We start from the raw sequence: 25011 nt of genomic DNA, 5'->3' as shown, positions 1-25011 counted from the left end.
CATGGACGCCATGACCGCGATCGTCACCCGCAGGAGCGAGAAAATACTCACCGAACCCACCCCGAGCGATGAGGAGTTCCACTACCTCCTGAGCGGCGCGGCCACAGCGCCCGATCACGGAAGGCTGCGCCCCTGGCGCTGGATACTGGTGCGCGGCGAAGCGCGCGCCGCTCTGGTTCGCGCGCCGGCCCCAACGGGATCCCGCGCCGTCGGGACGGGGTCGAGCAGCCTCCCGGAGCCGCCCCTGCGGGCGCTCCTGGTGTTCGCCCCCTTTCCGGGACACAGGATTCCCGAATGGGAGCAGCTCGCCGCCGGTTGCTCCATGACGCACGCGCTGATGATGCTGCTGCACGCCCGTGGTTACGGCAGCATCTGGCGCACCGGTCGGCTGTGCACCAGCCCCGGCCTGCCCGCCCTGCTACACCTGGCGGAAGGGGAACGATTGCTGGGCTCCCTGGACATCGGTACGTCTCCGGAGGGCCCGCGGCAGCGCAGGCCGCTTCCCGACGTCTCGGACCGGGTCTCCGTCTTCGAGGCAGTGACCGCCGTGCGGGCGGCGCACGGACCCCGGGAAGCCGTCGATGCGGAATGAGCGGCGGACTTCTCGTACAGGCCGGGGTGTTGCTGGCGACAGCCCTGGTGCTGGGGCGGCTGGCCGTACGCATCGGGATGCCGCCCGTGGTCGGTGAACTGTGCGCGGGGATCCTGCTGGGACCCTCGGTGCTCGGCCACGCCGTCCCCGCCCTGTCGTCCTGGTTGCCCCTCGCGGCCGCGCCGCACGGCCCCTTGGACTCGATCGGACAGCTGGGCGTCGTGCTTCTGGTGGGCACCACCGGGATCGAGATCGACACGAAGATGCTGCGCCGCAGAGGAGTGGCGACCCTGACCGTAGGCGCCACCGGGCTGCTGGTACCGCTGGGGCTCGGGGTGGCGGCGGGGTTCCTGCTGCCGTCGTCACTGGTCGCCGAGGGCAGCGGGCAACCGGTGTTCGCCGCGTTCCTCGGCGTGGCCCTGTGCGTCAGCGCCATCCCCGTGATCGCCAAGATCCTCGCCGATATGCGCCTGCTTCATCGCACCGTGGGGCAGCTGATCCTCGGGGCCGGCATGGTGGACGACGCGATCGGCTGGTTCCTGCTGTCGGTGGTGTCCGCCATGGCCACCAGCCGGATCCAGGCCGGCCACGTCCTCCTGTCCGTCGGGTACCTGGCGGGGGTGGTGATCCTGGCACTGACCGTCGCCCGGCCCCTGGTGCGCCGGGCGCTGGCCATGGCGGAGTGGGCCGACGATGCCGCGCCCACGATCGCCGTGGTCACGGTGATCCTCGTACTGGGCGCCACCGCCACGCAGGCGCTCGGCCTCGAGGCCATGCTCGGAGCGTTCATCGGCGGCGTTCTCATCGGCTCCGGAAGCGACGTCGACCTCCGGAAGCTCGCTCCGCTCCGGACGGTCGTCATGGCGGTGTTCGCCCCCCTCTTCTTCGCCACCGCGGGCCTGCACATCGACCTGGCCGCCCTGGCCCGTCCGGTGCTGGCGGTCACGGCACTGGTGGTGCTGGCGGTCGCCGTGCTCGGGAAGTTCGCCGGAGCGTTCCTCGGCGCGCTGCTCGCCCGGCTCGGCGTGTGGGAAGCCCTGGCCATGGGCGCCGGAATGAACGCGCGCGGTGTCATCCAGATCGTCGTGGCCACGGCGGGCCTGCGCCTGGGCGTACTGACCACCGCCACTTACACCGTCGTCGTCCTGGTCGCGGTCGTGACCTCGGTGATGGCTCCCCCCGTCCTCCGCATGGCGATGCACAGGATCGAACAGACCGAGGAAGAGGAGCTGCGCCGCCGCGACCTCGCCGCGTTCTCCGAGCCGAGCCTCGATGGCCCGCCTCCACCACGGCATTGACCGGGCTCAGCCGGTTGGTGGTGCCTTCTCCACCACGTACCGCGCGCTCGCCGCAATCGAGGTCCGCCACGGAACCGTCGTGCCGGCGGCGCTCGCGCCGAGCTGACATCCCGTCCCCCTGTTTCCCGCCACAGCGGCGGCGCGGAAAGAGAATGGACCGCAGGTGCTCCGGACCGCCCATGAGAAGGATGCGGGAAGCACCTGCCGAGCCCCTGTGAGAGGAAGCGGATGACGTACCCGTACGACCCCGAGCTGGCTCCCTTGGCACCGCAGCTCAAACCCTCGGACTACAACGACGTCGTCCAGGCCCGGGCCGAGTTGACCTGGTTCATCGCGCAGTTACCCGTGTACCGGCCTGCCGAGCCGGTGGATGTGGAGGATCGCAGAGTGCCCGGGCCGCCCGGCGCCCCCGAAGTGCCCGTGCGCGTCTACCGGCCGCACGGAGCCACCGCACCGATACCGGGCCTGGTGTACATGCACTGGGGCGGGCTGATCAGCGGCGACCTGGACACCAACCACTCGGCTGTGCTGCGCATCGCCGAGCAGGCCCGGGTCATGGTGTTCTCGGTGGATTACCGGCTGGCCCCGGAACACCCTTTCCCGGCCGCTCTGCACGACAGCTGCGCCGTACTGGAATGGGTCGTCCGGCACGGCCCGGAACTGGGCGTGGATCCCGACCGGCTCGGAGTGGCCGGAGACAGCGCGGGCGGCGCACTGGCCGCCGGGTTGGCCCTGCTGGCCCGCGACCGCGGCCTGCCGTTGCGGATGCAGTGCCTGAGCTTTCCGGAGCTGGACGACCGGTTGGACACCCCGTCCGCCCGCGCCTTCGTCGACACACCGGTGCTGGACCGGGGCGCCGCGCTGCTGAGCTGGCACCACTATCTGGGTGGCAAGGACGGCTCCGAGCGAACCGACGTCTCCCCCTACGCGGCGCCGGCCCGGGTCGACGACCTGACGGGGCTTCCCGCCACCTTCCTCTCGTGCTGCGAGTTCGACCCGCTGCGCGACGAGGACCTCGACTACGCCGCCCGGCTCGTCCGGGCGGGCGTGCCGACCGAACTGCACCACTACCCCGGCACCTTCCATGCCTGCACCGGATTCACCGAGGCCGCGGTGTCGGAGCGGATGGTGCGCGACCAGGTCGACGCGATCCGCCGGGTCCTGCACGGCTGAGGGAACGCCCGCGGCGGCCCGGGTCTCGGTGTCACGCGTTTGCGGCCACCGAGCTCGCGGCCTCCGCAGCGGCGGTGAACTGCGCCACATGTCCGGGCAGTTCCGCATGCCGGTACCAGGCCAGGCAGACCGGGACGGGCGGCAGATCATGGACGGGTACGACCCGGATGGCCGGCGGCGCCACGTCTGCCAACGACGCCACCGAGAGATGCACCGCGTCGGACTGCACCACCAGAGCCATCATCTCCGGAATGCCGTTCACCCGGTGGCGCCGGTGGATCGGCCGGCCCTGTGGGGTACGGCGCGGCACGATCTCGTCCCACAGGTACTCGGGGAAGTCGCCGGGGCGGTCGAAGGCGTCGTATGCGGCGACCTCCTCGACGGAGACGGTGTCGCGCTCGGCGAGCGGATGCCGCGCGCCCACCACGACGGCGCGTGTCTCGTAGTGCAGCACCTTGCTCGTGACGAGGTCCGGCTCCTGCGGGTCGAACTTCACGACGAGCACGTCGAGTTCGCCGCGGCGCAGTGCGGAGAAGGGGTCGGCGAGATCGTAGGGGGCGAGCACCGCGCGGTCCTCGCTCAGTCCCGCGGAGGCGAGGATGTCGTGGGCGGTCAGCGGGGAGCTGGGGTAGCCGAGGCGGATCGGGCCGCCCGCGGGGCAGGCGGTCGGTTCAGGCATCGTGGATTTCCTCGGTGAGGGCGGTGTAGGCACGGAGGTGGTCCCGGCGATCGGGCGTGCCGCCGATCCGCAGGGCCGCGAAGGGGCCGGCCGAGGCCGGCAGCCACGGCGCCTGGCGGACGACCAACTCGTCCCCGGGGCCGATGATGTCGTCCAGTACGGCTTCGACCAGCAGGTGGTTGAGGTGGACCAGACAGTCGGCGATGGTCACCCCGGCAGTGGCCACATGCAGCTCCCGCCGGACCGGAGCGCGGCCTCGCGCGTCCTGGCCGGCCAGGACGGGCACTACCGCGGAGGGACGGGTCGGCAATTCGGCCGACCCGTCGAAGAGCTTCAGCAGCCGGCGCAGGGCGGTGCTCTCCTCGACGGGTGCCGGGCTCTGCCAGGCGGCCGATCCGTCGTCGGCCACATGACCGAAGGCGAATCGGTCCTTGAGGTTGTCCGGGTTCCCGGCGAGAAAGACGGTCCGGGTGAAGTCGCGGCGCCAGTCCGCGGCCGCAGACCGGTCGATGCCGGCGGCGAACGCGCACGTGGCACGCACCCAGGCCGGCAGGTCGAAGTCGCGCAGCACACAGACCGCCATGACCTTGGCGTCCTGCGCGGCCCGGGTGATCTCCCGCTGCGCGGCCAGCAGCCCATCGGCGGTCAGCAGGTCGAAGCGCGCCGCCAGCTCGGGTCGAGCGGTCACGATGCGCCGAGCCACCTCTTCACGGAACAGCTCTTGGGAGGTGGTCACAGGTAGACCGCCGACAGCAGGTCAGGACTGGGTGCCGGCCGGTGTCTGGCCAGCAGACTGGACGTCAGCCGGTACGGATTGACGTAGAGGTGGTCACCGCGGTGCCGGGAGAGCACCTCCGGCAGCGGTGCCGGGTCGGTGGCCCTTCCGCGGGACAGCAGTCGGGCGGCACGCGCCAGACTCTGGCGCAGCGCCTCGTGGCGGAAGGACTGCTGCTGGCCCGGGCCCAGCCCGGCGATGAAGTACAGCCGCATGCCCAGCCGGAGCACCGGATCGTCGTACTCGGCCGCGGCCCTGCTCAGCAGAGCGCCGGTGGTGTGGTCGTGCCAGTCACCATGGCGCGCGGAGCGGATCTCCCCGTCGATGGGCACCCGGCCGAGAGTGACCCTGCGGACGGCCGCTCCGAACACGGACAGCGTGCGCTCCAGCAGCAGGTAGTCGGGTTCCAGATCACGGTCGTACAGCAGCACCATCTCGTCGAACCGAGGTGCCAGCGGTACGAGTTCCCGCAGGGCGCAGGCCAGGTAGTTGGGCCGGCCCTGGGCGTCGACGATCTGGCGCAGCGGCAGCCCGTACCGGGTGGCGTCCAGGAAGACCGGGCCGCCGTAGGCGCGCTGGTCGAGACACATGCCGAGGGCGCCGAGGCGGTCGATCACCTCCTCCAGCCCCAGGTCGGGGGGCTGGTGCGCGAGCAGCCCGGGGTCGTGCATGCCCAGGCGCGCGTAGTGTGCCGCCCACAGCTCCAGGATCCGGGCGCTCGCCGGGTGAACCCAGCCGTGCAGCTCGACCGCCTCCGCATACGGACGCAGCGCGGCGAGGTCGGCTCGCTGTCCTTCGGACCGGTAGCCGACGTACAGCTCGCCGATGCCCTCCTCCGTGAGACCGGAGTAGTCGGTGTCCCCGACGGAGCGGTCGAGGTATTCCCAGAACCCGAGGGTCTGCTCCGTGAGGTGGTAGGTGGTGGGGCTGTACCGATAGGTCACCTCGGCCAGCTGCGCGGTGGCCCGGTACATCACGTCGGTCCACAGCAGCCCCTTGAGATGGCTCGGTGTCAGGGGCTTGGACGGGGTCACGGTGATCGGGGCCAGCAGCACCCGGCGCCGCACTGCACCGGCGGACACGGCTTCGGCGTGCGGGAGCCGTGCCCGGTCACCCAGGGAGGTGGCGTGAAGACGGGTTTCCACTACGCTCCTTCCTCCGCCGCGATCAGGTGGAGGAACTCGTCCCGGCTCGGCGCCGCGGGCAGCAGCGCCGGATCGATCGGGGACGCCTGCTGCACCCGGGCCCGGAACTTCTCGTCGCCGAAGGCCGCGGCCGGAGTGGTCAGCCCCATAATCACGCGGGTGACGGAACGCCAGACCAGCCCGTCGGTGAGTGTCGCGGCCCTCACCTGCGCGGGGCTCGGCCCGTTGCCGCGCTGCTCCTGCGACGGCGTCGGCGGCCTGTCGCCGCCGGTCACCGCCTTCCACTGAACGGCTCGCTCCGCGTCCTCCCGAGCCGCGAACTCGTACCAGGGCGTGAAGTACTGATCGGCGAGCCGGGCAGCCGCCTGGCCGAGCGCCTGGTCGGGCACTGCATCGCCGAGCAGGTCGGCGAGCCGGAAGGCGTGGTCCAGCGCGAGCGATATGCCGCGGCCGTACAACGGATTGGTGACGCAGGCCGCGTCTCCGACCGCGAACAGGCCGGCCACCGGCCGCTGCCGGGTCGTCGCCGTGCCGCGCAGCGTGTTCGGCGGGCAGGCGATGACGTTGACCGGGGTGAGCGGGTCGCTGACCCCGGGGGCGAGCCAGGCACCGATACCGGGAGTGGCCCGGGCGGCGGCGGTGAACGCACCCGGCTCGCGCAGGCGTGCCGTCGCGCGGTCGCCGGGCGGCACCATCACCGCGACGGCGAAGTGATGGTTGTCCGCCGGGTGCAGCGCGGCGGCGTAGTGGTCCCACACCCCGCCGGTCGCGTTGCCCCGGTTGAGCGGTCCGGGGCGCCCGGTACCGCGCAGCCGATACTGGCGGCTGTATCCGGTGATGGCGGAGGGCTCGACCAGGTCCTCGGCGACCGTGATCCCGGCGGCCGCCAGCCAGTCGCGGGACTCGGCGCGCCGGCCGGTGGCATCGATCACGACCGAGGCCGGCAGCATCTCGCCGTGAGCGGTGTGCACCCCCCGCACCCGCTCGCCGGAGGCGTCGAGCGCCAGCCCGCGGACCACCGTTCCGTGGTCGAACCGGACCTGCGGCAGGTCCCGCACGGTCCGGTACAGGAGCAGCTCGAGGACGGTGCGCCGGCAGCCCAGGGCCACCAGATCGTCGTCGCCCACCTCACGGGCACGGTCCTCGACCAGCGGGGGCAACGCCTCCAACAGGTCCAGCAGCTCGGCGCCGGCCTCCAGCAGCGTGGTGAGCAGCTGCGGGGCTCGTCGGCGCAGCGTCCGTACGCCGACCGAGGTCAGGGTGTGGGAGTGGATCGCCTGCGGCACGGTGGGCCGGTGCCAGTCTCGTACGGCCTGCTCTACGGGCCCCTCGGGAGGTGGCGCGGAGCGCTCCAGCACCCGCACCTCGTAGCCGGCGCCGCTGAGGGCGAGAGCGGTGGCCAGACCGGCGATGCTCCCGCCGACTACTGTCGCGCTCGGCATCTCAGGTCCGTCGCCCGTGGACGAAGAACACCCGGCGCACATCGGCCACGGCACGGTCCGGTACCGGGTCGGGCCACCGTCCGTAGTCGGCCGCCGGCTCGCCCGGCTGCACGGCCTCGACGGTGAAGCCGTGTGCGTCGAACAGTGCTTCCGGCTCGTCGGTGCCGAACAACCAAGGACAGCCCCAGCCGGCGAACACGTCGAGCAGGACTCGCATGTTCGGCAGGGTCAGCGCGGCCGCATTGACGATGTCCGCGGCGATCCGGCTGCCCGGTGCCATGATCGCCGCCACCCGGTCGAGGATGCGGTGCGCGTCGTCGCGGGGGATGTAGTAGAGCAGACCCTCCAGCAGCCAGGTGGACGGCTGCTCCGGGTCGTAGCCGGCAGCCGTCAACTCGCTTTCCCAGTCGGGCGAGGTGAGGTCGAGGGCGATCGAGCGATGGTCGACCCGGGGCCGCACGTCCTGCAGCCGCTCGTCCTTGTAGGCCAGAACCGCGGGCCGGTCGACCTCGAAGTAGCGGATGTGGGAGGGCCAGTCGAGCCGGTAGGCACGCGAGTCCATCCCGGCGGGTGCCAGCACGATCTGGTGCATCGCCGGGTCCTGGGCGGCCTCCTGGAGGAAGTCGTCGAAGAACCGGGTACGGATGGCGTTGTAGTCGGGGGTGCTCGGTACGGAGCGTTCCGCGTCCTTGGGGAAGGTGGCCTCTCGGACCTCCCGGAGCAGTTCCGGGCCTCCCTCGCCGGCCAGCCGGGCCGCGTAGGGGTCGCTGTAGAGCCGGTCTTCGCGCCCGGTCTCCGCCGCGCGCAGCGCTGCCGTCAGGAGTGCGGTCCGCTCGACGGCGTCCAGTGTCTCGGTCATGCCCTGCCTCCCTCGCTGACCGGGTCTGTGCCGGTCAGCCGCTCCCAGAGTGTGTGGTCCTGTCGGAACAGCCGGTCCTTGACCTGGGTCGGCCGGATGCCGGTGGCGACGCTGGCGTGCCAGTCACGCAGGAAGGCGTCGCCGTCCAGGCGTCGCACGGTCACGGGGTCCAGCCGACCGGCCGACCGTGCCGACCGATACGCCGCGGCCTCCCGGCCGATGGCCGTGTCCAGCTCGGAGGCGAAGCGATCCGTCTCCTGCCGGCTCCACTCGCCGCGGGCCGCGACGGCGAACTCGTAGTGCGCGGCGGCACCCTCGGGCCGGTCCCCCACCCGGCAGGCGGCGTTGCGGACGTCGAGGCCGGTGGCCTGGGCGGCCGCGGCGAGTGCGCGGATGACCTGGGCGTCGCGCAGCCGCTCGCCGGCGGCGTCCGACCGGGTGTTCCGGCCCGCGTACTCCACCCGCGGCACGCCGCCGACCCGGTCGACGACCCGGACCACGTCGCCGACCGCGTAGCGGTACAGGCCGCCGATGTGGCTGAAGATCACGTGGTAGTCGCGGCCCGGCTCCAGATCGTTCATGGTCAAGGTCGAGGAGTCGGGCCTGATGTCGGACTCGGCGTCCAGGAACTCGTAGGCCGACGCGGTCACCACCAGAGAGCCGGCGGAGCCGTGCCGGTCGAGGGCGACACCGACGGGCCCCTCTGACGCGGCGACGGGCGCCGGCAGGGTGGCCACGCCGGGGCCGAACTCCTCACGCAGCCGCTCCAGGTAGAGCGACGCCATACCCGTCGTCCAGCAGAACAGTGCCCGCATGTGGGGCCAGACATGGGCCGGGCGCACCGTCCCGAAGTGGTCGGCCAGCCGCTCCAGCGTGGCCGCCCGCTCCGGGTTGGGGCTGCCGTACGGCACCCCTCCGAGGGTGCCGTCGCGGATCTCCTTGACCAGCCGGGGCCACCAGAGGTTCAACTGGTAGGGCAGGGCTGCCACCATCGCCGGGTTGATGCCGATGACGCAGCGGACATCGCTCTCCACCGCGAGGCGCAGCCGCAGGTAGGTCTTCTCCAGGTGGTCGTCATCCTCGACGGGCACCGACAGCGTGCCCCACGGCGCGAACGTGCCGGGCTCGGCGGACAGCGGCTCACCGAACCTGGTGCCGAGGTCGACCTGGCTGGCGCCGACATGGGGCCGGCCCGAGGCCGTGGTCGGGGGCGTGGGGCGCGGGTCGTGTTTGAGGTTCAGTGTCGCGTCCGGACGGTCGAGCACATCGGGGAAGTGCTCGATCAGCGGGGCCCACGCCGCGTAGTAGAACGGAAAGAAGGTGCGGCGCATGAAGCCCGCGGTGACCGGCAACTTCTTGTGGGCGCCGGTGGTCCCGCTGCTGGTGAAATACACTGCGGGGTCGTCCGCACTCAGCAGGTTGCTCTCGCCCGTCGCCATCCGCTCGATCCAGGGTGCCAGCGCCGCATAGTCGTTGATCGGCACCGCTTTGCGGAAGTCGTCCAGGGATCGGATCGCACCGAAGGAGTGGGCGCGGCCGTACTCGGTGTCGGCGTTGTGCTCCAGCAGTTCGGTCAGGACCCGGCGTTGGTGGCCGTCCGCGTCCGCGAGCGCGGCTCGGAGGCTCGCGCGTTCACCGAGGACCCGCTCTCCGTAGCTGCGCATCCGGGACGGATCAGTCCATAAATCAGCTGACTTCACGGCCCATCACCTCTCCTAGTATCTGTACGGTCCGCGAGACCTGTTCCTGCTCGTCGACGACGGTGACCGGAAGGTCCCAGACCTCTTCGAACATGGCCACGCGCAGGTCGGACTGGAACTTCTCGAACGACGCCTGGTCGGGCTGCTCGCCGTAGTACTCCAGGGAGTTGGTCCCGGCTCCTTCGCCGCAGCGCTTCCAGGCGGTGGCCGTCGACACGTCGAGGAAGATCACCCGGCGCGGCTGGGGAAAGGTGCGCCACCAGTCGAACAGGGGATGGCTGTCGACTCCGGCCAGCCGGCACTTGGCGAGGATCTTGTAGTAGTAGGAGTCGACCAGAACCGGTGCTCCGCCCGGGCTGCGCTCGATGCTGTCGCGCAGATGAACCGTCGCCGTCTGCAGCAGGCTGACCATGAAGTCAAGGGAGTAGCCGTCGTGCAGATCCGGCAGAACGTCAGCAACCAGGTTGCGGCGAAGTCTTCCGATCAAGGAGTGTCCGGGCTCCAGGAACTCGTCGTCGAGGGAGACGACGTGCCAGGAGGGCATGTGGTGGGCGAGTTCCGTCAGCGCGGACGACTTGCCGGCGTAGTCGTTGCCGAGAAGCACGACGAACGGGGGTGTGGTGCACAGCGCACCGGACCCGGAGCTGCGGGTGGCCGTGCGGCTCGTGGTGTTCCGCGTCATCAGCGGATATCCGTACCGAGGCGGTGCTCCGCGGAGCCAAGAAAGCTGCGTCGCACGTATTCCGACGCAGCCACCGGCCGGCGGACCGGATGACGGCGCCTTCTCCGTCCGGAATGACTCAATGGGTCAGGGCCGGTAAGTCGTAAACCGGAAATTGCCGAAGTCGACACGCTTTTCCCCCGCTTCTGAACGTGTGGTTCCATCGGCTCGCGCAGCCCATCCCTCCTGCCGAGCCCACGGCTTTGCCGACCCGACAGACGTTAATTCGCCCACCGTTAGGGATCAACCTAGACTTGACATATTCCGCACGCGGGAATCCCCTGGCCAGGTCGGATCGCGGGTGAGGAGCCGTGACGCCGTGACCGGCGGTGCCGAGATCGGCCGATCCGGCACCCTCCGGGCATGAAGTCGCCGCCCGGGCGGGGAGGGCGATCAGGCTTCGCCTGTCGACGGAGGCCGAACCGGTCGGCGTTGGAGCCTGCTCGCCGGGCTGCGGTAGCCGAATCGGCAGCGAAGGAAGCCACGGGGAGAGACCCTCACACGTGCCGCGAATGTTGCGCATTCAAGGAACTCGAGCGGCGCGTCGGCCTCCGTCCGGGGTGGACCCGGGCTCGTCCGGAACAGGGAATGCCCTGCATCGCGAAAGGCGATGCATGCACAGCAAATGCGCCGCGAAATCCCGGCGGTGGCCGCCGGTTGCGCGGCGTGGACACCCACCTCTCACACCCACTGGTGAGGCGCATTTTTTCGGCCCGGCGCGGCCGACGCGTCCCACTTGCCCAACGCCCGCGGAGCGGGCCTTCCGAGTCACGGAACGGAAGCTCCGACTCCAGCACCTCGGGGCCATGACCCTTCGATCCTTGCCCGCGGCATTCACCTCTTCCGTGCGGCCGAGCGGTACAGCGAGGTTCGCCCTGATGTCCTCCGGAACCGGACCGGTCGGACGGCCGGCCCGGCCGGATCACCGCGTGAGGTGGGCGAGGCTTCGCCACTGGTCCACGGGAAGAGTGGCCGGGTGCGCGGGCAGCGCCTGGAGGCACACATGGTCGGCACCCGCCTCCAGATGGGCGTTCACCCGCTGTGCGATCTCCTCTTCCCCGATCGCGACGAGCGCTTCGACCAGACGGTCGCTTCCGCCGTCGGCGAGGTCGTCCTCGTCGAACCCGAGCCGTCGCCAGCTGGCCCGGTACGGCGCCGCGGGCAGGTACCCGCCGACGTGGGCGCGCGCCCTGTCCCATGCCTCGCCGGCACCGAGCCCGGTCACCACGGCCTGTTCGACGATCAGGAACCGGTCGGGCCCGAGCGCCGAGCGGGCTTCGGCCGTGTGCTCCGGCGTGACGAGGTAGGAGAACGCACCGGCTGACCGGTCCCGGGCCAGTTCAAGGGCGCGCGGCCCCAGCGCGGCGAGCACCCGGGGTGGCCGAGGTGCCGGGCTCCCCGTGATGCCCGCCAGTTGGAGGACGGGGTCGGGTGCGTCGAGACGGTCCACGTGTTCGCGCAGCGCGGCCAGGGGCCGTTCGTAGCGGAGGCCCAGCCCGCCTTCGATCAGTCCCGCGTGGGAGGTGCCCAGGCCGAGGACGAATCGGTCGGGATGGGCGTCGAGCAGCGCGCGGGCCTGCGATCTGATCACTCGAGGGTGGCGCCCCCAGATCACTGCGATTCCGGTGCCCACGACGAGAGAACGGGTGGCGCCCAGCAAGGTGTTCGCCTCCATGAACGGGTCGCGGAACAGCCCTTCGCTGAGCCACATCGCGCCGTAACCGAGCGCCTCGACCTCGGTGGCCGCCTCGGCGGCCGCGGCCGGTGACCGCCTGTCCATACCCTGCACCCACAGTCCTACGGTGCCGATGGGCGGCAGGTTCGACTCCATGGTTGACCTCCCAAGATACGATCCGGAGCGGCGCTCCGAATCGTATCGAGTGACAACTCGGGGCGTCCATTGGGGAGTTGACACAGTGACAGGCCAACCCGAGCGCAGTGATGCCCGCCGCGACCGGGCTCGACCGGTCGACGGGCAAGGCGGCTCATCAGGTGCCCGCGATGGGGGAACGACGCGTCGTCGACCACCCGCACCTCAGGGCGGACCGTCTCGCACCACCGCTCGGCGATCCGCAGCCCGACCGGTAGCGACTCCATGACGACTGGTTCACCGACAGCGCTCGATCCGTCGCCGGCGAGTCCGCGTCCTGGTGGTCCAGCAGGCGCTGCAGGCCCGCGAAACGCCCATGTCCCGTTCGTCGCCGACGCGTTGATCCTGCGGCTCGACCCTGCGGCGGTGCCCACAGTGGTGATAAAATCATCGCCATGGGTTCTCTGTGATAGCTGAGTCGAGTGTGTGACCGCGTCGAGTTTCTGCTCCGCCGTCACACCTCCGCGTGCCCCCGCATCGCCGGCCGGTGAGGACGACCGTTTCGGCGTTCCCCGTGGGTCTCCCCTACGGCTGCGGTGTGCGCATGCGGACACGGCATCCCTGTTTCGGCTGTGCTCAGGAGGAAGCCCCCGTGCGTTTCGCCCACGTCACCCTGCATGACCTCACCAAGCGCTTTTCGGACCACGTCGTACTCGACCGGGTGGATTGCCACGTCAAGCCCGGCGAGCGGATCGGCATCGTCGGCGACAACGGATCCGGCAAGTCGACCCTGCTCAGGCTGCTCGCGGGTCGTGACACCCCCGACAACGGGACGGTCACCGTGGTAGCGCCCGGCGGAGTGGGATATCTGCCGCAGTCGCTGGAGCTGCCGGACGACGCCGTCGTCCAGGACGCCGTCGACCTCGCCCTGGCCGACCTGCGGGAGCTGGAGGCCCGCATGCACGAAGCCGAGGCACAACTGTCTGCGCACGCCGACGCCTCACGGTCGGACGAGCCACTGGACCGGCTGCTCGAGGAATACGCGGAGCTGCTCGAACGCCATACGGCCCGCGGCGGACACCGGGCAGACTCCCGGGTCGACATCGCGCTGCACCACCTCGGCCTGCCCGGGCTGGAGCGGAGCCGGCCGTTGGCCACCCTGTCCGGGGGAGAGCGGTCGCGCCTGGCTCTCGCCGGGACGTTGGCGTCGGCACCCGAGCTGCTGCTGCTCGACGAACCGACCAACGACCTGGACGAAAAGGCCGTGAACTGGCTGGAGGAGCATCTGCGTCGGCATCGGGGCACCATCGTCGCGGTCACCCACGACCGGGTGTTCCTGGAGCGGCTCACCACCACCATTCTGGAGGTCGACTCCGGCCGGGTCACCCGCTACGGCGACGGCTACGACGGCTTTCTGTCCGCCAAGGCCGCGGAGCGCCGTCGGCGACTGCGCGAGTACGAACAGTGGCGCACCGAGCTGGAGCGGAACCGGGAGCTGGTGACCAGGCACGTGTCGCGGCTGGACGGCATCCCGCGCAAGCTGCCCCTCGCCAACTTCGGGGCCGGCCAGTTCCGGTCGCGCGGACGCGTGCACGGCGCAACGTCCCGGATCCGCAACGCCAAGGAGCGGGTGGCCCGGCTGACGGAGAACGCCGTCGTCCGCCCCTCGGACCCGCTCGCCTTCGAGGCTCGCATCGACACCACCCGTCCGCAGGCAGCGGTGAAGGACGGGGACACAGTGGCGGATATGACTGCGGTCCGGGTCGGCGACCGGCTGCAGGTCCGGTCCCTGTGCGTCGGGCGGGGCGAACGCCTGCTGATCACCGGGCCCAACGGGGCGGGCAAGACGACGCTTCTGCGCGTGCTGGCCGGTGAGCTCGCGCCCGACGACGGTTCGATCACCGTTTCCGGCCGGGTGGGCCATCTGCGGCAGGACCCCACGCCGTGGCCACCCGGGATGACCGTGTCGCAGGCATTCGCCCACGGAAGGGGCGGGCATACGGACGACCACGCCGAGGAGCTGCTGTCCCTCGGGCTGTTCAGCCCGGATGACCTGCTGCGACACGTCGGGGAGCTGTCCTACGGGCAGCGCCGCAGGATCGAACTCGCCCGGCTGGTGAGCGACCCGGTGGACCTCCTGCTGCTGGACGAGCCCACCAACCACCTGTCGCCCGCGCTCGTCGAGGAGCTGGAGCAGGCGCTGGCGGACTATCGCGGCGCCGTGGTCGTCGTCACGCATGACCGGCGGATGCAGCAACGGTTCGCCGGGTCCCGGCTCACCCTGCGCGGCGGACAGGTCGCCGCGTTCGGGACGAGCTGCCGGGCGCCGTCCCGGAGCGGCCCCGCGCAGGTCCGGTGATGCCGGTCAGACGTGCTTGAGGGTGGCCTCGACCGCGCCGCACAGGTCGGCCCACTCGGCACGGACGGCCTCGAGCTGAGCCTGCTGCAGCTCGAGGCCGACGGCTTCCAGGTCGACCTTCCGGCGCCGCAGGGAGGACAGCAACCGGCGCGAGTACCTCTCCGTACCGCTGACGGTGTCGCCCCGCAGTTCGGCCCGGCCGCCTACGGCGCGCAGCGTCGTCGGCCCCGCCGAGAAGCCGCTGTTCCAGCCCACCAGCTCCTCCAGGTAGTGCACCGCTTCGCGGACGGGCGCCTCGCAGGAGGACCAGACGAAGTACGGGGGGCGGGCGCCGGCACGGACCAGCAATCGCCAGCGGGCGCCGCCCATCAGCTGCTCCCGGCGGTGGTACAGCAGCCGGGCCACGGCCACCGCCCAGCCCTCGCACCGCGCCGTCACACCGAGCCGGGCGGCGATCATCTCGTCCAGCAGCCACAGCGGGACGGAGATCGTCAAGTGAATGCCTGTCAGGTCGCACCCCGCGTCACGGGCCCGCTCCAGGCCGGTGAGGAACTCCTCGAAGAGGATCTCGAACTGTTCGAGCGTGGACAGCGGCCGGACGTCGACGCTGATGCCGCGCGCCAGCAGGTCGCCGACCAACAGCATTGCGCCGTCCGCCAGTTGCACCGAGACCACTACGTTGGGCCGGTCCACCGTCCACCACAGCGCGGCGGCTTCCGCCAGGGCCCGGCGGCCGTCGGCGTAGGGGTCCAGCGGTACGAAGACGCAGGCGCACATCCGGCACCCCCGGCGGTAGTGCGACAGCAGCACGTCGCAGGCGGCGCGCACGTCCTCGTACAACAGGCTGTGCACCGCCTCGGCGGTCGAGACCCGGCGGCACGCCAGGTCGGACAGATGCGCTCGGTAGGCGTCGCCGTGGCGGACGGCCTGGGAGACCGCAGCGAGCCGGACCGCGGTGGCACACGCGCCGAGCTCGCCGAGCAACCGCGGCAGCCGGTGGCCGTGTTGCAGCTCGCGGGTCAGGCCCTCCATGCTCAGGCAGACGCCTTCCGCCGCGAGTCTGTCCACCGGCGGGCGCGATCGAGTCATTTTCCGGTCCGCGCAATCACTCGGTGGGGTCGGGAAGGGCCCGGTAGGTGCGCAGGCACTGCTCGTACGTGGGCAGGGTTCCGGCGGCGGTCGCCGCGGCGAGGGAGGGGGCAGCGGCGTCCCGGGCCGACCGTATCGGGGGTGCGTCGAGGTTCCACGGGAGGCCAAGAGCGGGATCGAGCGCGTCGATGTCGATGATGGTGCCGTGGACGTACTCCCGGGTGCACAGGTAGTTCATGCAGGTGTCGTCGGCGAGCGCGACGTAGGCAAGGCCCAGTCCGTCGGGCAGGTACACGGCGGTGGCGGAATGCGGGTCCTGCCGGATGACGTCGTGGTGGCCGAAGGTCGGTGAGCCCACTCTGATGTCCACGACCATGGTGAGGGCGGCGCCCCGTACACAGGTGACGATCTTGCCCTGGCCGGGGGGCAGCGTGGTGCCGTGGATGCCGCGCAGCACGTTGCGGTGGGAGACCGTGAAGTTCACCTGCCGGACCTCGAAGAGAGCACCGGTGACCGCCCGCAGCGTCTCGTGGCGCAGGGCCTCGTAGAACTGCCCCCGGTGGTCCGGGAGCAGTTCCGGCTGGATGCGGTAGGCGTCGGGGACGGCGGTTTCAGTGATGAGCATGGCCGGTTTTCCACTGGTCGGAGGGTGGGCATGGCGAGCGGGCACTCAGCGGTGCGCGGGCACGAGCCCTTCAATGACGGTGGCCGCCGCGCCGGGGCCGCCGGCCGCCCGGATCAGCTCCCGCATCTGCCGCAGCCGTTCCGGGATCTCGTCGTCGGCGAGCATCCGGCGCGCGGTGTCGCGCAGCTCCGCCGCCGTGACGTCCGGTTCCGACAGCTGTGTGCCCAAACCGAGTTCGGCGATCCGTCGCGCGGTCGCCCTCGGCTCGGTCATCACCGGTACCGCCACCACGGGGACGCCGTACGAGAACGCCTCCATGGCCGTGCTCATCCCTCCATGGTTCACCACCAGGTCCGTGTGCGGGAACACTTCGCCGAGCGGGACGAAGTCCCGTACCTGGACGTGGTCCGGCAGCGGGCCCAGGTCCTCGCGGGTCAGGCCGCCGCCGAGGACGAGGAGGACGTTCCACGGTTCGTGGCGGAATGCCTCGACGCAGGCGCGGAAGAATTCCGGCCGCTCGTTGTACAGGGTCCCCATGCTCACCATGACGAGCGGTTTGCCGTCGTGCGGTGGCTCCCAGGTGCCGTGGAAGGAGGTGTGGGGCGCGCAGGGGCCGACGAAGTGGTGCTGATCGTCGAAGGTCTCCCCGGCATACTGGAAGTGGCGGGGCATGTAGAGCAGCGCGGGGCCGCTGTGGATGCGTCCGGTGAAGGTGCCCGCATCGTCCGCGACGCCCTGGCCGCGCAGCAATCGGTCGATTCTGTCGATGAGTTCGAGCAGAGCCGGATCGTCGGGAGGCCCGGCGGCCTCGGCATCGGGGTGCAGGGACCAGTGTTCGTTGGAGGCGTAGGTGGGGGTGCTCCGGATGGCCGAAATTCCCCACCGGTCGGCAAGAATGCGTCCCGTCCAGAACGATGACGGGTCGTTCACGATGACGTCGGGGAGGTCGTCGGCAAAATGCCGCGCCAACGGCTCCGCGGTGCGCTCCGTCATCTCCAAAAGCCATTCCAGGGACCGGAGTATTTCGCCCTTGTCGCTGTACTCGTCAGAATTCTGCTGGGGCACCATATGGGTGCGGAACCGCTCCTTGTCCATGCGGTAAGTGACGACCCCGGCGCCGACCTGTCGTGCTCGCCCGGCGATGTCTTCGGGAAGTGCGTAGGTCACCCGGTGACCGCGGGCCACGAGTTCCTCGGCCACTCCCAGAGTCGGATTCACATGCCCGGGAACGGGGAGAATGAAGAATGCTATGTGAGCCACGCGGAACCCTTCACTGGGTGTTTCGATCGCACGATCACGGCGGTGGACGGTGGCAAGGAAATGTGTCTCCGGGGGTACGGCGCCATACGTTAAGAAAACGGTCCGGCCGAGGCAATACCGAGCTGACATAGTGTGGTTCGCTGTTCGCGGAGGGACACGTGACAAAGTGCCGCCCGAGCCGTCGATCGCCCACCGGCGCCCGCGGGAGAATCCGGCAATGATCACCACTGCGTGCCGCATCTGCGGCAACCGTGAGCTGCTTCCGGTGCTGGACCTCGGGGAACAGGCGCTTACCGGCGTGTTCCCCACGCGCCGCGACCAGGTCGTCCCCTCGGTTCCACTGGAACTGGTCGTCTGCTCCCCGGCTGGATGCGGGCTGGTGCAGCTGCGCCACACCCCGGACGCGGACCTCATGTACGGCGACAACTACGGCTACCGCTCGAGTATCCGGCCCTTCATGATCCACCATCTCCACGGCAAGGTGGCAGCCATACGCGACCTGGTCGAACTGGGCCCCGAGGACCTGGTGGTCGACATCGGCAGCAATGACGCCACGCTGCTGCGCGGCTATCCCGAGGACGGTCCTCGGCTGGTCGGTATCGACCCGACCGGTGGGAAGTTCCGCGACAGGTATCCGGAGAAGGCGGAACTGATCGTGGACTACTTCTCCCGCGCGACGTTCGAGAACCGCTTCGGCCCGGAACGCGCAAAGGTCGTCACGTCCATCGCCATGTTCTACGACCTGCCGGATCCGATGGGCTTCATGCAGGACGTCCATGACATTCTCGCCGACGACGGTATCTGGGTCATGGAACAGAGCTACATGCCGTCGATGCTGAGCGCGGACGCATACGACGTCGTGTGCCACGAGCACTTGGAATACTACGCTCTCCGGCAGATCGAGTGGATGGCGGAACGGGTCGGGCTGAGCGTGGTCGGGGCCGAGCTGACCGAGGTCTACGGCGGCAGCCTGTGCGTCACCCTGGCCAAGAACCCGGACCGGTACCCGCGGGACGAAGCCGGGCTTGCGCGGATTCGCGCGCGGGAGACGGCGGCGGGGCTCGACACGACCGTTCCGTTCGAGGCGTTCGCGCGTCGGGTCGAGAGGCAGCGGGAGATCCTGCTCGACTTCCTCACGCGGTCCCGGGAGTCCGGGAAGCTGACCCTCGGGTACGGCGCCTCCACCAAGGGGAATGTGATCCTGCAGTACTGCGGGCTGACCGAGCAGGACCTGCCGTGCATCGGTGAGGTCAGTCGGGAGAAGTCCGGCCGGTTCACGCCGGGGACGGGAATCCCCATCGTGTCCGAGGAGGAAGCCAAGGCGAGGAAGCCGGACCAGCTGCTCGTTCTGCCGTGGATCTACCGGAACGGATTCGTCGAACGCGAGCGGCGGTTCCTCGGCGACGGAGGAAAGTTGGTGTTCCCGCTGCCGGCGCTCGACATCGTCTGACGGCGGTATCGGTCAGCGCACCGCCGACCGATCCGTCCGCCCGCTTCACCCCGCCCCGGCCACCCGCGGCAGCGCGACATCGCCCGGGGCGGGGAAGAGGGCGCCCAGTTCGTCCAGTTCGGCGTCACCGAGGACCAGGTCGAGGGCGCGCAGCGCCGAGTCGAGTTGCTCGATGGTGCGCGGCCCGATCACCGCGCCGCTGATCCCGGGCCGGGACAGTACCCAGGACAGGCCGACCTCCGCGGGGGATTCTCCGATGCGGTGGCAGAACCGCTCGTACGCCTCGATGTTGGCCCGTAGCGCGGGCAGCAGCTCCTGTGCCCGGCCCTGGGCCGACTTGACCGCCGTGCCCTCGGCCAGCTTGCGCAGCGCCCCGCTCAGCAGTCCGCCGTGCAGGGGCGACCAGGCGAACACTCCGACGCCGTACGCCTGGGCGGCGGGGATCAGCTCCGAATCGGCCCGGCGCACCGCCAGGTTGTAGATGCTCTGCTCCGAGACCAGCCCCATGGAGTTGCGGCGCACGGCGGTTTCCTGGGCGGCCGCGATGTTCCAGCCGGCGAAGTTGGACGACCCGACGTAGCAGACCTTTCCGCTGGTGACGAGGCGGTCCATGGCCTGCCAGATCTCGTCCCACGGGGCGGCGCCGTCCAGCCGGTGCATCTGGTAGAGGTCGATGTGGTCCACGTCGAGGCGGCGCAGCGACTGCTCGCAGGCGGCGACGATGTGCCGGGCCGACAGTCCGCCGTCGTTGACGCGGCCGCTCATGTCCTCGCCGACCTTGGTGGCGAGCAGGACGTCCTCCCGCCGGACGCCGCTCTTCGAGAGCCAGCGGCCCACCAGTTCCTCGGTGTGTCCCTTGTGAACGCGCCAGCCGTAGATGTCGGCCATGTCGATGCAGTTGATGCCGCGGTCGAGCGCTCCGCTCAACAGCCGTGCGGCGTCGTCGTCCTCGACGCGTCCACTGAAGTTCACCGTGCCCAGCCACAGCCGGCTCACCAGAGTCGCGCTGCGTCCGAGCCGTACGTAGGGTGTGCGCTTTGGATCCTCGCTCACGCTCGGATTCCTCCCTTCAACTCGACCATCGGGGCTCGCTGAGCCGGTGTGCGTCACCGCTCGCGAAACGTGCTCGCTTCCGCGGCCACCAGGGCGGCCACCAGCTCTTCCAGCCCCTCGTGCAGTGGTACCGAGGGGGACCATCCCGTCACAGCGCTGAAGGCCGCGGGGTCGCTTTTCGGAGTGTGGAAGTCTCCCGCTTCGGCGAAGTCGGGCGGCTCCACGGAGAGAACCGGGACGGGCGGGCGTCCCGTTCGCTCGGCGACGGCGTCGGCGAGCGAACGGAACACCTCATCGAGACGGACCCGGCTGCCGCTGCCGACGGCCCAGTCGCCGCCCTGGAGACGCGGCAGGTGGTCCAGCGCCGTGACAAAGGCGCGGGCCGCATCCCGCACATGGAGGAAGTCACGTTCGACGGATCCGTCGTGCCACATGGTGAGCGGGGCGCCCTCGACGGCGCGGTGGGTCATCGTCGCGAGTACGCCGCGCCCGGGCGAACCGGACAGCGGAGTCCGGCCGTAGACGGTCGACAGCCGCAGTACCACCCCGCGGACCAGGCCCCGTGAGGTTGCCTCGCGCAGCAGCTTCTCGGCAGCCATCTTCTGCTGGGCGTAGGCGGCGCGCGGGTGGCCCTCAGAGGGGCCGGCCTGTGCGGTGCTGGCGAAAACCACCGCGGTCGGGCGGGCGTTGTGGCCTCCGAGCGCCGTGACGAGGTCGCGCATCAGGCCGACGTTCACCCGCTCGGACCGTTCACCGGCCCCGCGCCAGGACCGGTCGCCGCCCGAGTCGGCGGCGAGGTGGATGACCGCGTCGGCTCCCTCGACGGCACCGGCAAGCGCTCCGGACTGGGCCAGGTCCACCCGGCACCGCTCAATATCGGCCACGGCCTCAGGAGGTACGGGAGTGACGCCCCGTGCCACGGCGCGGATCGTCACCTGCAGCCCGGCGAGTCGGTCGATGACGGCGGACCCCAGGAACCCGGACGCGCCGAGCACGACGATCAGTGGTTTTCGTGTGTTCTCCGACTGGTTGAGTGACGCGGCACCGAGTTTCACATGCCTCCTCATCCGCCGTTTCCGTGCGCCGAACGTATCAGGAGAAGATCGCCCGTTCGAGTGTTCACGTGCCAATTCCACGGCGCCGAGGGCGATTTGGCGAAGGTGTGTCATGTCGCCACACCTCTGGCGTCCATCGCCGGTCGCGCGGCCCCCGGGCGCACGGCGTACCACGATGCCGAGGTTCTGGGACCACCGTTCCTGACGCACCGGAGGGCGTGTGCGCGTGCGGCTGCGGTGGCCGGGCCACCCCTGCCCCGCCGGCACGGGGGGAGCATCCGACCACCGCTGTGAACCGGCCACCGGGACCCTGCGGGAAGTAGGTCATCTGCGGACCTGGGACGGCGGGAACCGCCCGAGGAGGCTGAGGGCATGACGAGCCCGGCCGTCATGCGCCACGGAACCTATCTCTGAGGAGCTCCATGGGGACGCTGACCATTGCCCCGACGTCGCACCACGACCCGGTCCCCTCCCCTGAAGGGCGACTCGCGCAGGAGGTGTGTGCTTCGGTGCTGGCCTCGCTGCGCCGCCGTGACCAGCGGCACAAAGGACAGCTGTACGTGAACGGCCTGCTGACCGCTCAGGGCCGCAAGACGATGCGGAACCTCGCCACCAGCACGGCGGAGCCCGCCGCCGCCCAGAGTCTGCACCATTTCATCAGCGTCTCGACCTGGGACTGGTCCGAGGTGCGTGCCTCGCTCGCCCGCCGGGCGGAGTGGCTCATGACACCGCACGCCTGGGTGGTGCAGCCCATGGTGACGCCGAAGAGCGGCGTGCATTCCGTGGGAGTCCAGCGGCGTTTCATCCGCCACCTGGGTCAGGCCGTCACGAGTCAGCACAGCCACGGGCTGTGGCTCGCCGGTCCGGCCGCGGCGGCGCCTGTCAACTGGCAGCTGTCCGTGGGTGCGGAACGGGGCAGGGAGCCGTCACCCGGCGCGCGGGGGACGACGGGCGACGGTCTGTCCTGCGACGACACGGCGGTCTCCGTGGTCCTGCAGGCCGCTTCCTGGGGACTGACCCCGCGGCCCGTGGTCATCGACGCGCGGGATGTGCCGCCGGCACCGCTCATCGAGGCATTCACGGCCGCCGGCCTGCCGTTTCTCCTCCGTGTGGGCGGCAACACGCCACTGCTGGCACCGGATCTGTCCGGCGGGCAGCACCGTGTGCTGTCCGCCTCGGCAGAGCATCTCACCACGCTCGCCAGGTCGCAGCAGCGGCCCGTGGAGTGGGTCGATCCGGCCATGCCCCGTGTCCTGCGCACGAGTCTGGTCGCCCTCCTGCCGGTGCTGTGGCCGGGCACCGTCCCCCGCCGGCCCCGTGCCAACGGGGTCTCCGGGACCGATCCGCGCCGGTCCGGCGGAGCGAACCTGCTGCTGATGGGCGAGTGGCAGCCGAACAGGCGCCAGGTGGCGGAGCTGTGGCTCACCAATATGCCCCGCGCGGGACGCGGCACGCTGCTGCGCCTGAGCAAGCTCACCCGCCGCGCCGACACCGACTTCACACGCATCTGTCTGGACGTCGGGGCCCAGGACTTCGAGGGGCGCTCCTACAACGGCTGGCACCGGCATATGACGATGGTCTCCCTGGCACACTCCGTGCGTGTGCTGCTGCGGGAGAGGCGCGGATCGACGACACCGAGTGGTGTGGGTCAGGAGCACCGGCCCCGGGAGGCGAGGGCAGCGGTGTCCGCCACCTGTGAGGCGTAGCGCGTGCGGTGCAGCCGCAGCGCGAGCTGCAGTTCCAGGGCCTGGTCCGGCTCCTGCCAGTCGCGGTCCAGCAGTTGGGTGATGCGTTCCAGACGTCGGGAGACCGTGTTCGGGTGAACGTAGAGCAGCTCAGCCGCGCGGGTGGGGCTGCACGCCGCCTGGAAGTACGCCTCAAGCGTCTCGACGAGCGCAGTGAACCGCTGCGTGTCGTACTCGATCACCGGGCCGATGATCTTGTTGACGAACTCGGCGACATCGTAGTCCTCGGCGAACAGCAGGCCGAGGAAGCCGAGGTCCCGTGCGCAGGCCGCCCGGCCCTCGCCGCCCATCGCGACGAGGGCTTCCACACAGCGCATCGCCTCCTGGTAGAAGCGCTGTATGCTCTCGGGCCCGGCAGCGGGACCGGCGGCTCCCACCGTCACAGGCACCTCCAGCGCAGCACTGAGCCCGGCCGACACCTCGTGGGCCATGGCCGCCGGGTCGTCCCCGGGCAGCAGCAGCACCACACAGTCGTCCCGGGTCATCTTCAGGCCCCGCCGGCGCTGCACCCAGGAGGCGGCCCAGGCGGCTGCCTGTTCGGCGACCGGGCCCTCGGGGCGGGCGATGACCACGTTGTGGGGGCGGTCCAGCCCCACCTGGAGCCGACGGGCCCGGGCCATCGCGACCTCCGCCGGGTGGTCGAGGCCGATCAGGTCCTCCAGCAAGTCGTCCCGCCACTGATGGTCGGCGGGAGCCGAGCGCCGTGACGCCATCATCATGCTCACCACGTTGGCGACCAGGAGGAGGATTTCGGACGGGGCGGGGTCGAGGCCCCCCGCCCCGTCCGGGCGGAAGAGGAGCCAGCCAGGGTCGGAGCGGGCCGTCAGCCTCGCCAACCAGGTGCCGTCGGCGAGTGCGACAGGGCGCCCGGAGGCGTGGACGTCGAGGTGTGCCCGTGCCAGTTCGGCCTTCTGCCGCGGTGGCATGTGCCCGGATGTGCCGACGACTTCACCGTACCGGTCGTAGACCGCAAGAGAGCCGCCCAGCTCACGACTGCAGTGATCGAGCACCTCGTCCAGTTCGGCACCGTCGATCGCCCGTTGCAGCAGGCGCTGCTGAGTCAGGGCCGTGCAGGGCTCGTCGGGTGTGGTGGGTCTGCCGCCCGACCGCCGGTGGCGGTCGTGCCCTTCCAGTCGCGCGAGCAGCCGACCCGACATGACGGCAACGGCAGCGATGTCGGCGAGCGACTGCAGCAGGGCCACGTCGTCCGGCGAGAACTCGTGGGCACTGCGGTCCGCCACGTAGAGGACGCCCAGTTGTTCGCTGTCCGCCCACATCGGCACCGACAGCACGGCGCGCAGCCCTTCGGCCTGCATCGTGTGGTCGATGCCGGGGTCGTGGGTGATGCGGTCCTCGGTCAGGTAGTCGGATACCCAGAAGGGCCCTCGGTTGCGGACGACGGCCCCGCCGATTCCTCGCTCGACCGGCACCCGCAGGCCGGGGAGTTGTGTGGTGACGGCACCGTCGACGGCACTGATCACGACGTCCCCGTCCGGCTCGTCCAGCCGGGCGATACAGGCCAGATCGCTGTGCATCAGCATCCGCGTGCGCCGGACGATCTGGTTGAGTGCCGCTTCCGGGTCGGGGGAACGGGACAGGCCCCGTACGACGTCGACGAGCCCGGTCAGCTCTGCCTCCCGTCGCCGACCGCGGCTGACGCGGTCCTCGATCTGCAGCGCGAGGCGCTTGGCACACACGAGCTGTTCGACGGTCTCGATGTCGGTACCCGCGGCACTCGCCCGCTGCACCAGCTCTTCGTACCGCCATGCCGGAGCGTCGGCGATGAGCAGCTCCAGGAGGCGCAGCGCCCCGGTCGTGTCTGTTAAGCCCAACTCCTCCATCAGTCCCCCGTTGTTGCTGGTGACCTGCTTCGGGATCCACGACCCCGACGCCGTCGCCTTACAGGTGGAGGAGAGCCGGTGTCGGACGATGACTGGTCAGGGTCATCGCGGCCCTCTGCTCCGTGCCGCACCGGCAATCACATTCGATCACCAAAGCGATCGCCATATTAAAGAACTTTGGTACTGCCGTGAAGCGTTTTTGGTTCACACGATCAACTCGATGCGCTCGTCAACGCGGTATCCGCCGGAAGCGGTTGATGGCGTCGAGGTGCTTGGCGCGCATCTCCTCGTCGTGCACGCCCATGCCCTCCTCGGGGGCCAGTGCCAGCACGCCGACCTT

At 70.5% G+C, this 25011-nt stretch carries 20 protein-coding genes; 6 read left to right on the top strand and 14 right to left on the bottom strand.

Features of this window, described 5'->3' with window-relative positions:
- The first annotated feature begins 1 nt into the window (after nucleotide 1).
- From ACGFML_RS36865 to ACGFML_RS36855, 3 genes are all read left to right on the top strand, one after another.
- On the top strand, nucleotides 2-592 hold the full coding sequence (locus ACGFML_RS36865; protein ID WP_393550123.1) for a nitroreductase family protein: 591 nt from the start codon (nucleotides 2-4) through the stop codon (nucleotides 590-592).
- Nucleotides 589-1890 carry a cation:proton antiporter gene (locus tag ACGFML_RS36860; RefSeq protein ID WP_393550122.1) on the top strand — a complete coding sequence of 434 codons (1302 nt, stop codon included), beginning with the start codon at nucleotides 589-591 and terminating at the stop codon, nucleotides 1888-1890. Before ACGFML_RS36865 ends, ACGFML_RS36860 begins: the two co-directional genes overlap by 4 nt.
- Before the next feature lie 228 nt (nucleotides 1891-2118).
- On the top strand, nucleotides 2119-3063 hold the full coding sequence (locus ACGFML_RS36855) for an alpha/beta hydrolase (protein ID WP_393550120.1): 945 nt from the start codon (nucleotides 2119-2121) through the stop codon (nucleotides 3061-3063).
- A 31-nt stretch (nucleotides 3064-3094) separates the two neighbouring features.
- Here ACGFML_RS36855 and ACGFML_RS36850 read toward each other — a convergent pair whose 3' ends face one another.
- The 8 genes from ACGFML_RS36850 to ACGFML_RS36815 all read right to left on the bottom strand — a co-directional run bounded on the left by ACGFML_RS36850 (nucleotide 3095) and on the right by ACGFML_RS36815 (nucleotide 12215).
- Nucleotides 3095-3742, bottom strand: coding sequence for a LysR substrate-binding domain-containing protein (locus tag ACGFML_RS36850; protein WP_393550118.1), 648 nt, complete (start codon nucleotides 3740-3742; stop codon nucleotides 3095-3097).
- Nucleotides 3735-4430: a DUF6182 family protein gene (locus ACGFML_RS36845; protein WP_393550116.1), complete on the bottom strand. Its 696-nt coding sequence runs from the start codon at nucleotides 4428-4430 to the stop codon at nucleotides 3735-3737. The genes ACGFML_RS36850 and ACGFML_RS36845 overlap by 8 nt, the downstream gene beginning before the upstream one ends.
- A gap of 44 nt (nucleotides 4431-4474) precedes the next feature.
- Nucleotides 4475-5662 (bottom strand): hypothetical protein, encoded by a 1188-nt coding sequence (locus ACGFML_RS36840; RefSeq protein ID WP_393550114.1) that lies wholly within the window; start codon nucleotides 5660-5662, stop codon nucleotides 4475-4477.
- Complete coding sequence (locus ACGFML_RS36835) at nucleotides 5662-7104, bottom strand: FAD-dependent oxidoreductase (protein ID WP_393550112.1); 1443 nt, start codon at nucleotides 7102-7104, stop codon at nucleotides 5662-5664. The genes ACGFML_RS36840 and ACGFML_RS36835 overlap by 1 nt, the downstream gene beginning before the upstream one ends.
- 1 nt (nucleotide 7105) lies before the next feature.
- The gene (locus ACGFML_RS36830) at nucleotides 7106-7963 is read right to left on the bottom strand and encodes a class I SAM-dependent methyltransferase (RefSeq protein WP_393550110.1); all 858 of its coding nucleotides are present in this window, start codon (nucleotides 7961-7963) and stop codon (nucleotides 7106-7108) included.
- Nucleotides 7960-9627: a GH3 auxin-responsive promoter family protein gene (locus tag ACGFML_RS36825; protein WP_393550109.1), complete on the bottom strand. Its 1668-nt coding sequence runs from the start codon at nucleotides 9625-9627 to the stop codon at nucleotides 7960-7962. Before ACGFML_RS36825 ends, ACGFML_RS36830 begins: the two co-directional genes overlap by 4 nt.
- A 22-nt stretch (nucleotides 9628-9649) precedes the next feature.
- Nucleotides 9650-10345, bottom strand: coding sequence for a hypothetical protein (locus ACGFML_RS36820; protein WP_393550107.1), 696 nt, complete (start codon nucleotides 10343-10345; stop codon nucleotides 9650-9652).
- Between the two features lie 961 nt (nucleotides 10346-11306).
- A complete protein-coding gene (locus ACGFML_RS36815) occupies nucleotides 11307-12215 on the bottom strand; it encodes a TIGR03620 family F420-dependent LLM class oxidoreductase (RefSeq protein ID WP_393550105.1) in 909 nt (302 codons plus the stop codon).
- A gap of 631 nt (nucleotides 12216-12846) precedes the next feature.
- On the opposite strand from ACGFML_RS36815, the gene ACGFML_RS36810 reads away from it, so the two are divergent.
- A complete protein-coding gene (locus ACGFML_RS36810) occupies nucleotides 12847-14553 on the top strand; it encodes a TlrC/CarA/OleB/SrmB family ABC-F type ribosomal protection protein (protein WP_393550103.1) in 1707 nt (568 codons plus the stop codon).
- A gap of 6 nt (nucleotides 14554-14559) precedes the next feature.
- Here ACGFML_RS36810 and ACGFML_RS36805 read toward each other — a convergent pair whose 3' ends face one another.
- Genes ACGFML_RS36805 through ACGFML_RS36795 form a run of 3 tightly spaced genes read right to left on the bottom strand, consistent with a single transcriptional unit; the run spans nucleotide 14560 to nucleotide 17527 of the window.
- Nucleotides 14560-15642 (bottom strand): transaldolase family protein, encoded by a 1083-nt coding sequence (locus tag ACGFML_RS36805; RefSeq protein ID WP_393550101.1) that lies wholly within the window; start codon nucleotides 15640-15642, stop codon nucleotides 14560-14562.
- Between the two features lie 16 nt (nucleotides 15643-15658).
- The gene (locus tag ACGFML_RS36800) at nucleotides 15659-16267 is read right to left on the bottom strand and encodes a dTDP-4-dehydrorhamnose 3,5-epimerase family protein (RefSeq protein WP_393550100.1); all 609 of its coding nucleotides are present in this window, start codon (nucleotides 16265-16267) and stop codon (nucleotides 15659-15661) included.
- Nucleotides 16268-16312: 45 nt separating this feature from the next.
- Nucleotides 16313-17527 (bottom strand): macrolide family glycosyltransferase, encoded by a 1215-nt coding sequence (locus ACGFML_RS36795; protein ID WP_393550098.1) that lies wholly within the window; start codon nucleotides 17525-17527, stop codon nucleotides 16313-16315.
- A 217-nt stretch (nucleotides 17528-17744) separates the two neighbouring features.
- Here ACGFML_RS36795 and ACGFML_RS36790 point away from each other — a divergent pair, with 217 nt between their 5' ends.
- Complete coding sequence (locus tag ACGFML_RS36790) at nucleotides 17745-18977, top strand: class I SAM-dependent methyltransferase (protein WP_393550096.1); 1233 nt, start codon at nucleotides 17745-17747, stop codon at nucleotides 18975-18977.
- Nucleotides 18978-19022: 45 nt separating this feature from the next.
- On the opposite strand, the gene ACGFML_RS36785 is transcribed toward ACGFML_RS36790, so the two are convergent.
- Complete coding sequence (locus tag ACGFML_RS36785) at nucleotides 19023-20030, bottom strand: aldo/keto reductase (protein ID WP_393550094.1); 1008 nt, start codon at nucleotides 20028-20030, stop codon at nucleotides 19023-19025.
- A 53-nt stretch (nucleotides 20031-20083) separates the two neighbouring features.
- A complete protein-coding gene (locus tag ACGFML_RS36780) occupies nucleotides 20084-21097 on the bottom strand; it encodes an NAD-dependent epimerase/dehydratase family protein (protein ID WP_393550092.1) in 1014 nt (337 codons plus the stop codon).
- A 410-nt stretch (nucleotides 21098-21507) separates the two neighbouring features.
- On the opposite strand from ACGFML_RS36780, the gene ACGFML_RS36775 reads away from it, so the two are divergent.
- The gene (locus tag ACGFML_RS36775; RefSeq protein ID WP_393550090.1) at nucleotides 21508-22791 is read left to right on the top strand and encodes an IS701 family transposase; all 1284 of its coding nucleotides are present in this window, start codon (nucleotides 21508-21510) and stop codon (nucleotides 22789-22791) included.
- Here ACGFML_RS36775 and ACGFML_RS36770 read toward each other — a convergent pair.
- Nucleotides 22734-24671 (bottom strand): helix-turn-helix domain-containing protein, encoded by a 1938-nt coding sequence (locus tag ACGFML_RS36770; protein ID WP_393550088.1) that lies wholly within the window; start codon nucleotides 24669-24671, stop codon nucleotides 22734-22736. The two genes, ACGFML_RS36775 and ACGFML_RS36770, sit on opposite strands and share 58 nt — an antisense overlap.
- Nucleotides 24672-25011: the final 340 nt, after the last annotated feature.

This window comes from Streptomyces sp. NPDC048650 (assembly GCF_043199095.1).
In the GTDB taxonomy this organism is placed as follows: Bacteria; Actinomycetota; Actinomycetes; order Streptomycetales; family Streptomycetaceae; genus Streptomyces.
The sequence above is the reverse complement of the archived record's forward strand: the minus strand, read 5'-3'. Positions and strand labels throughout refer to the sequence as shown.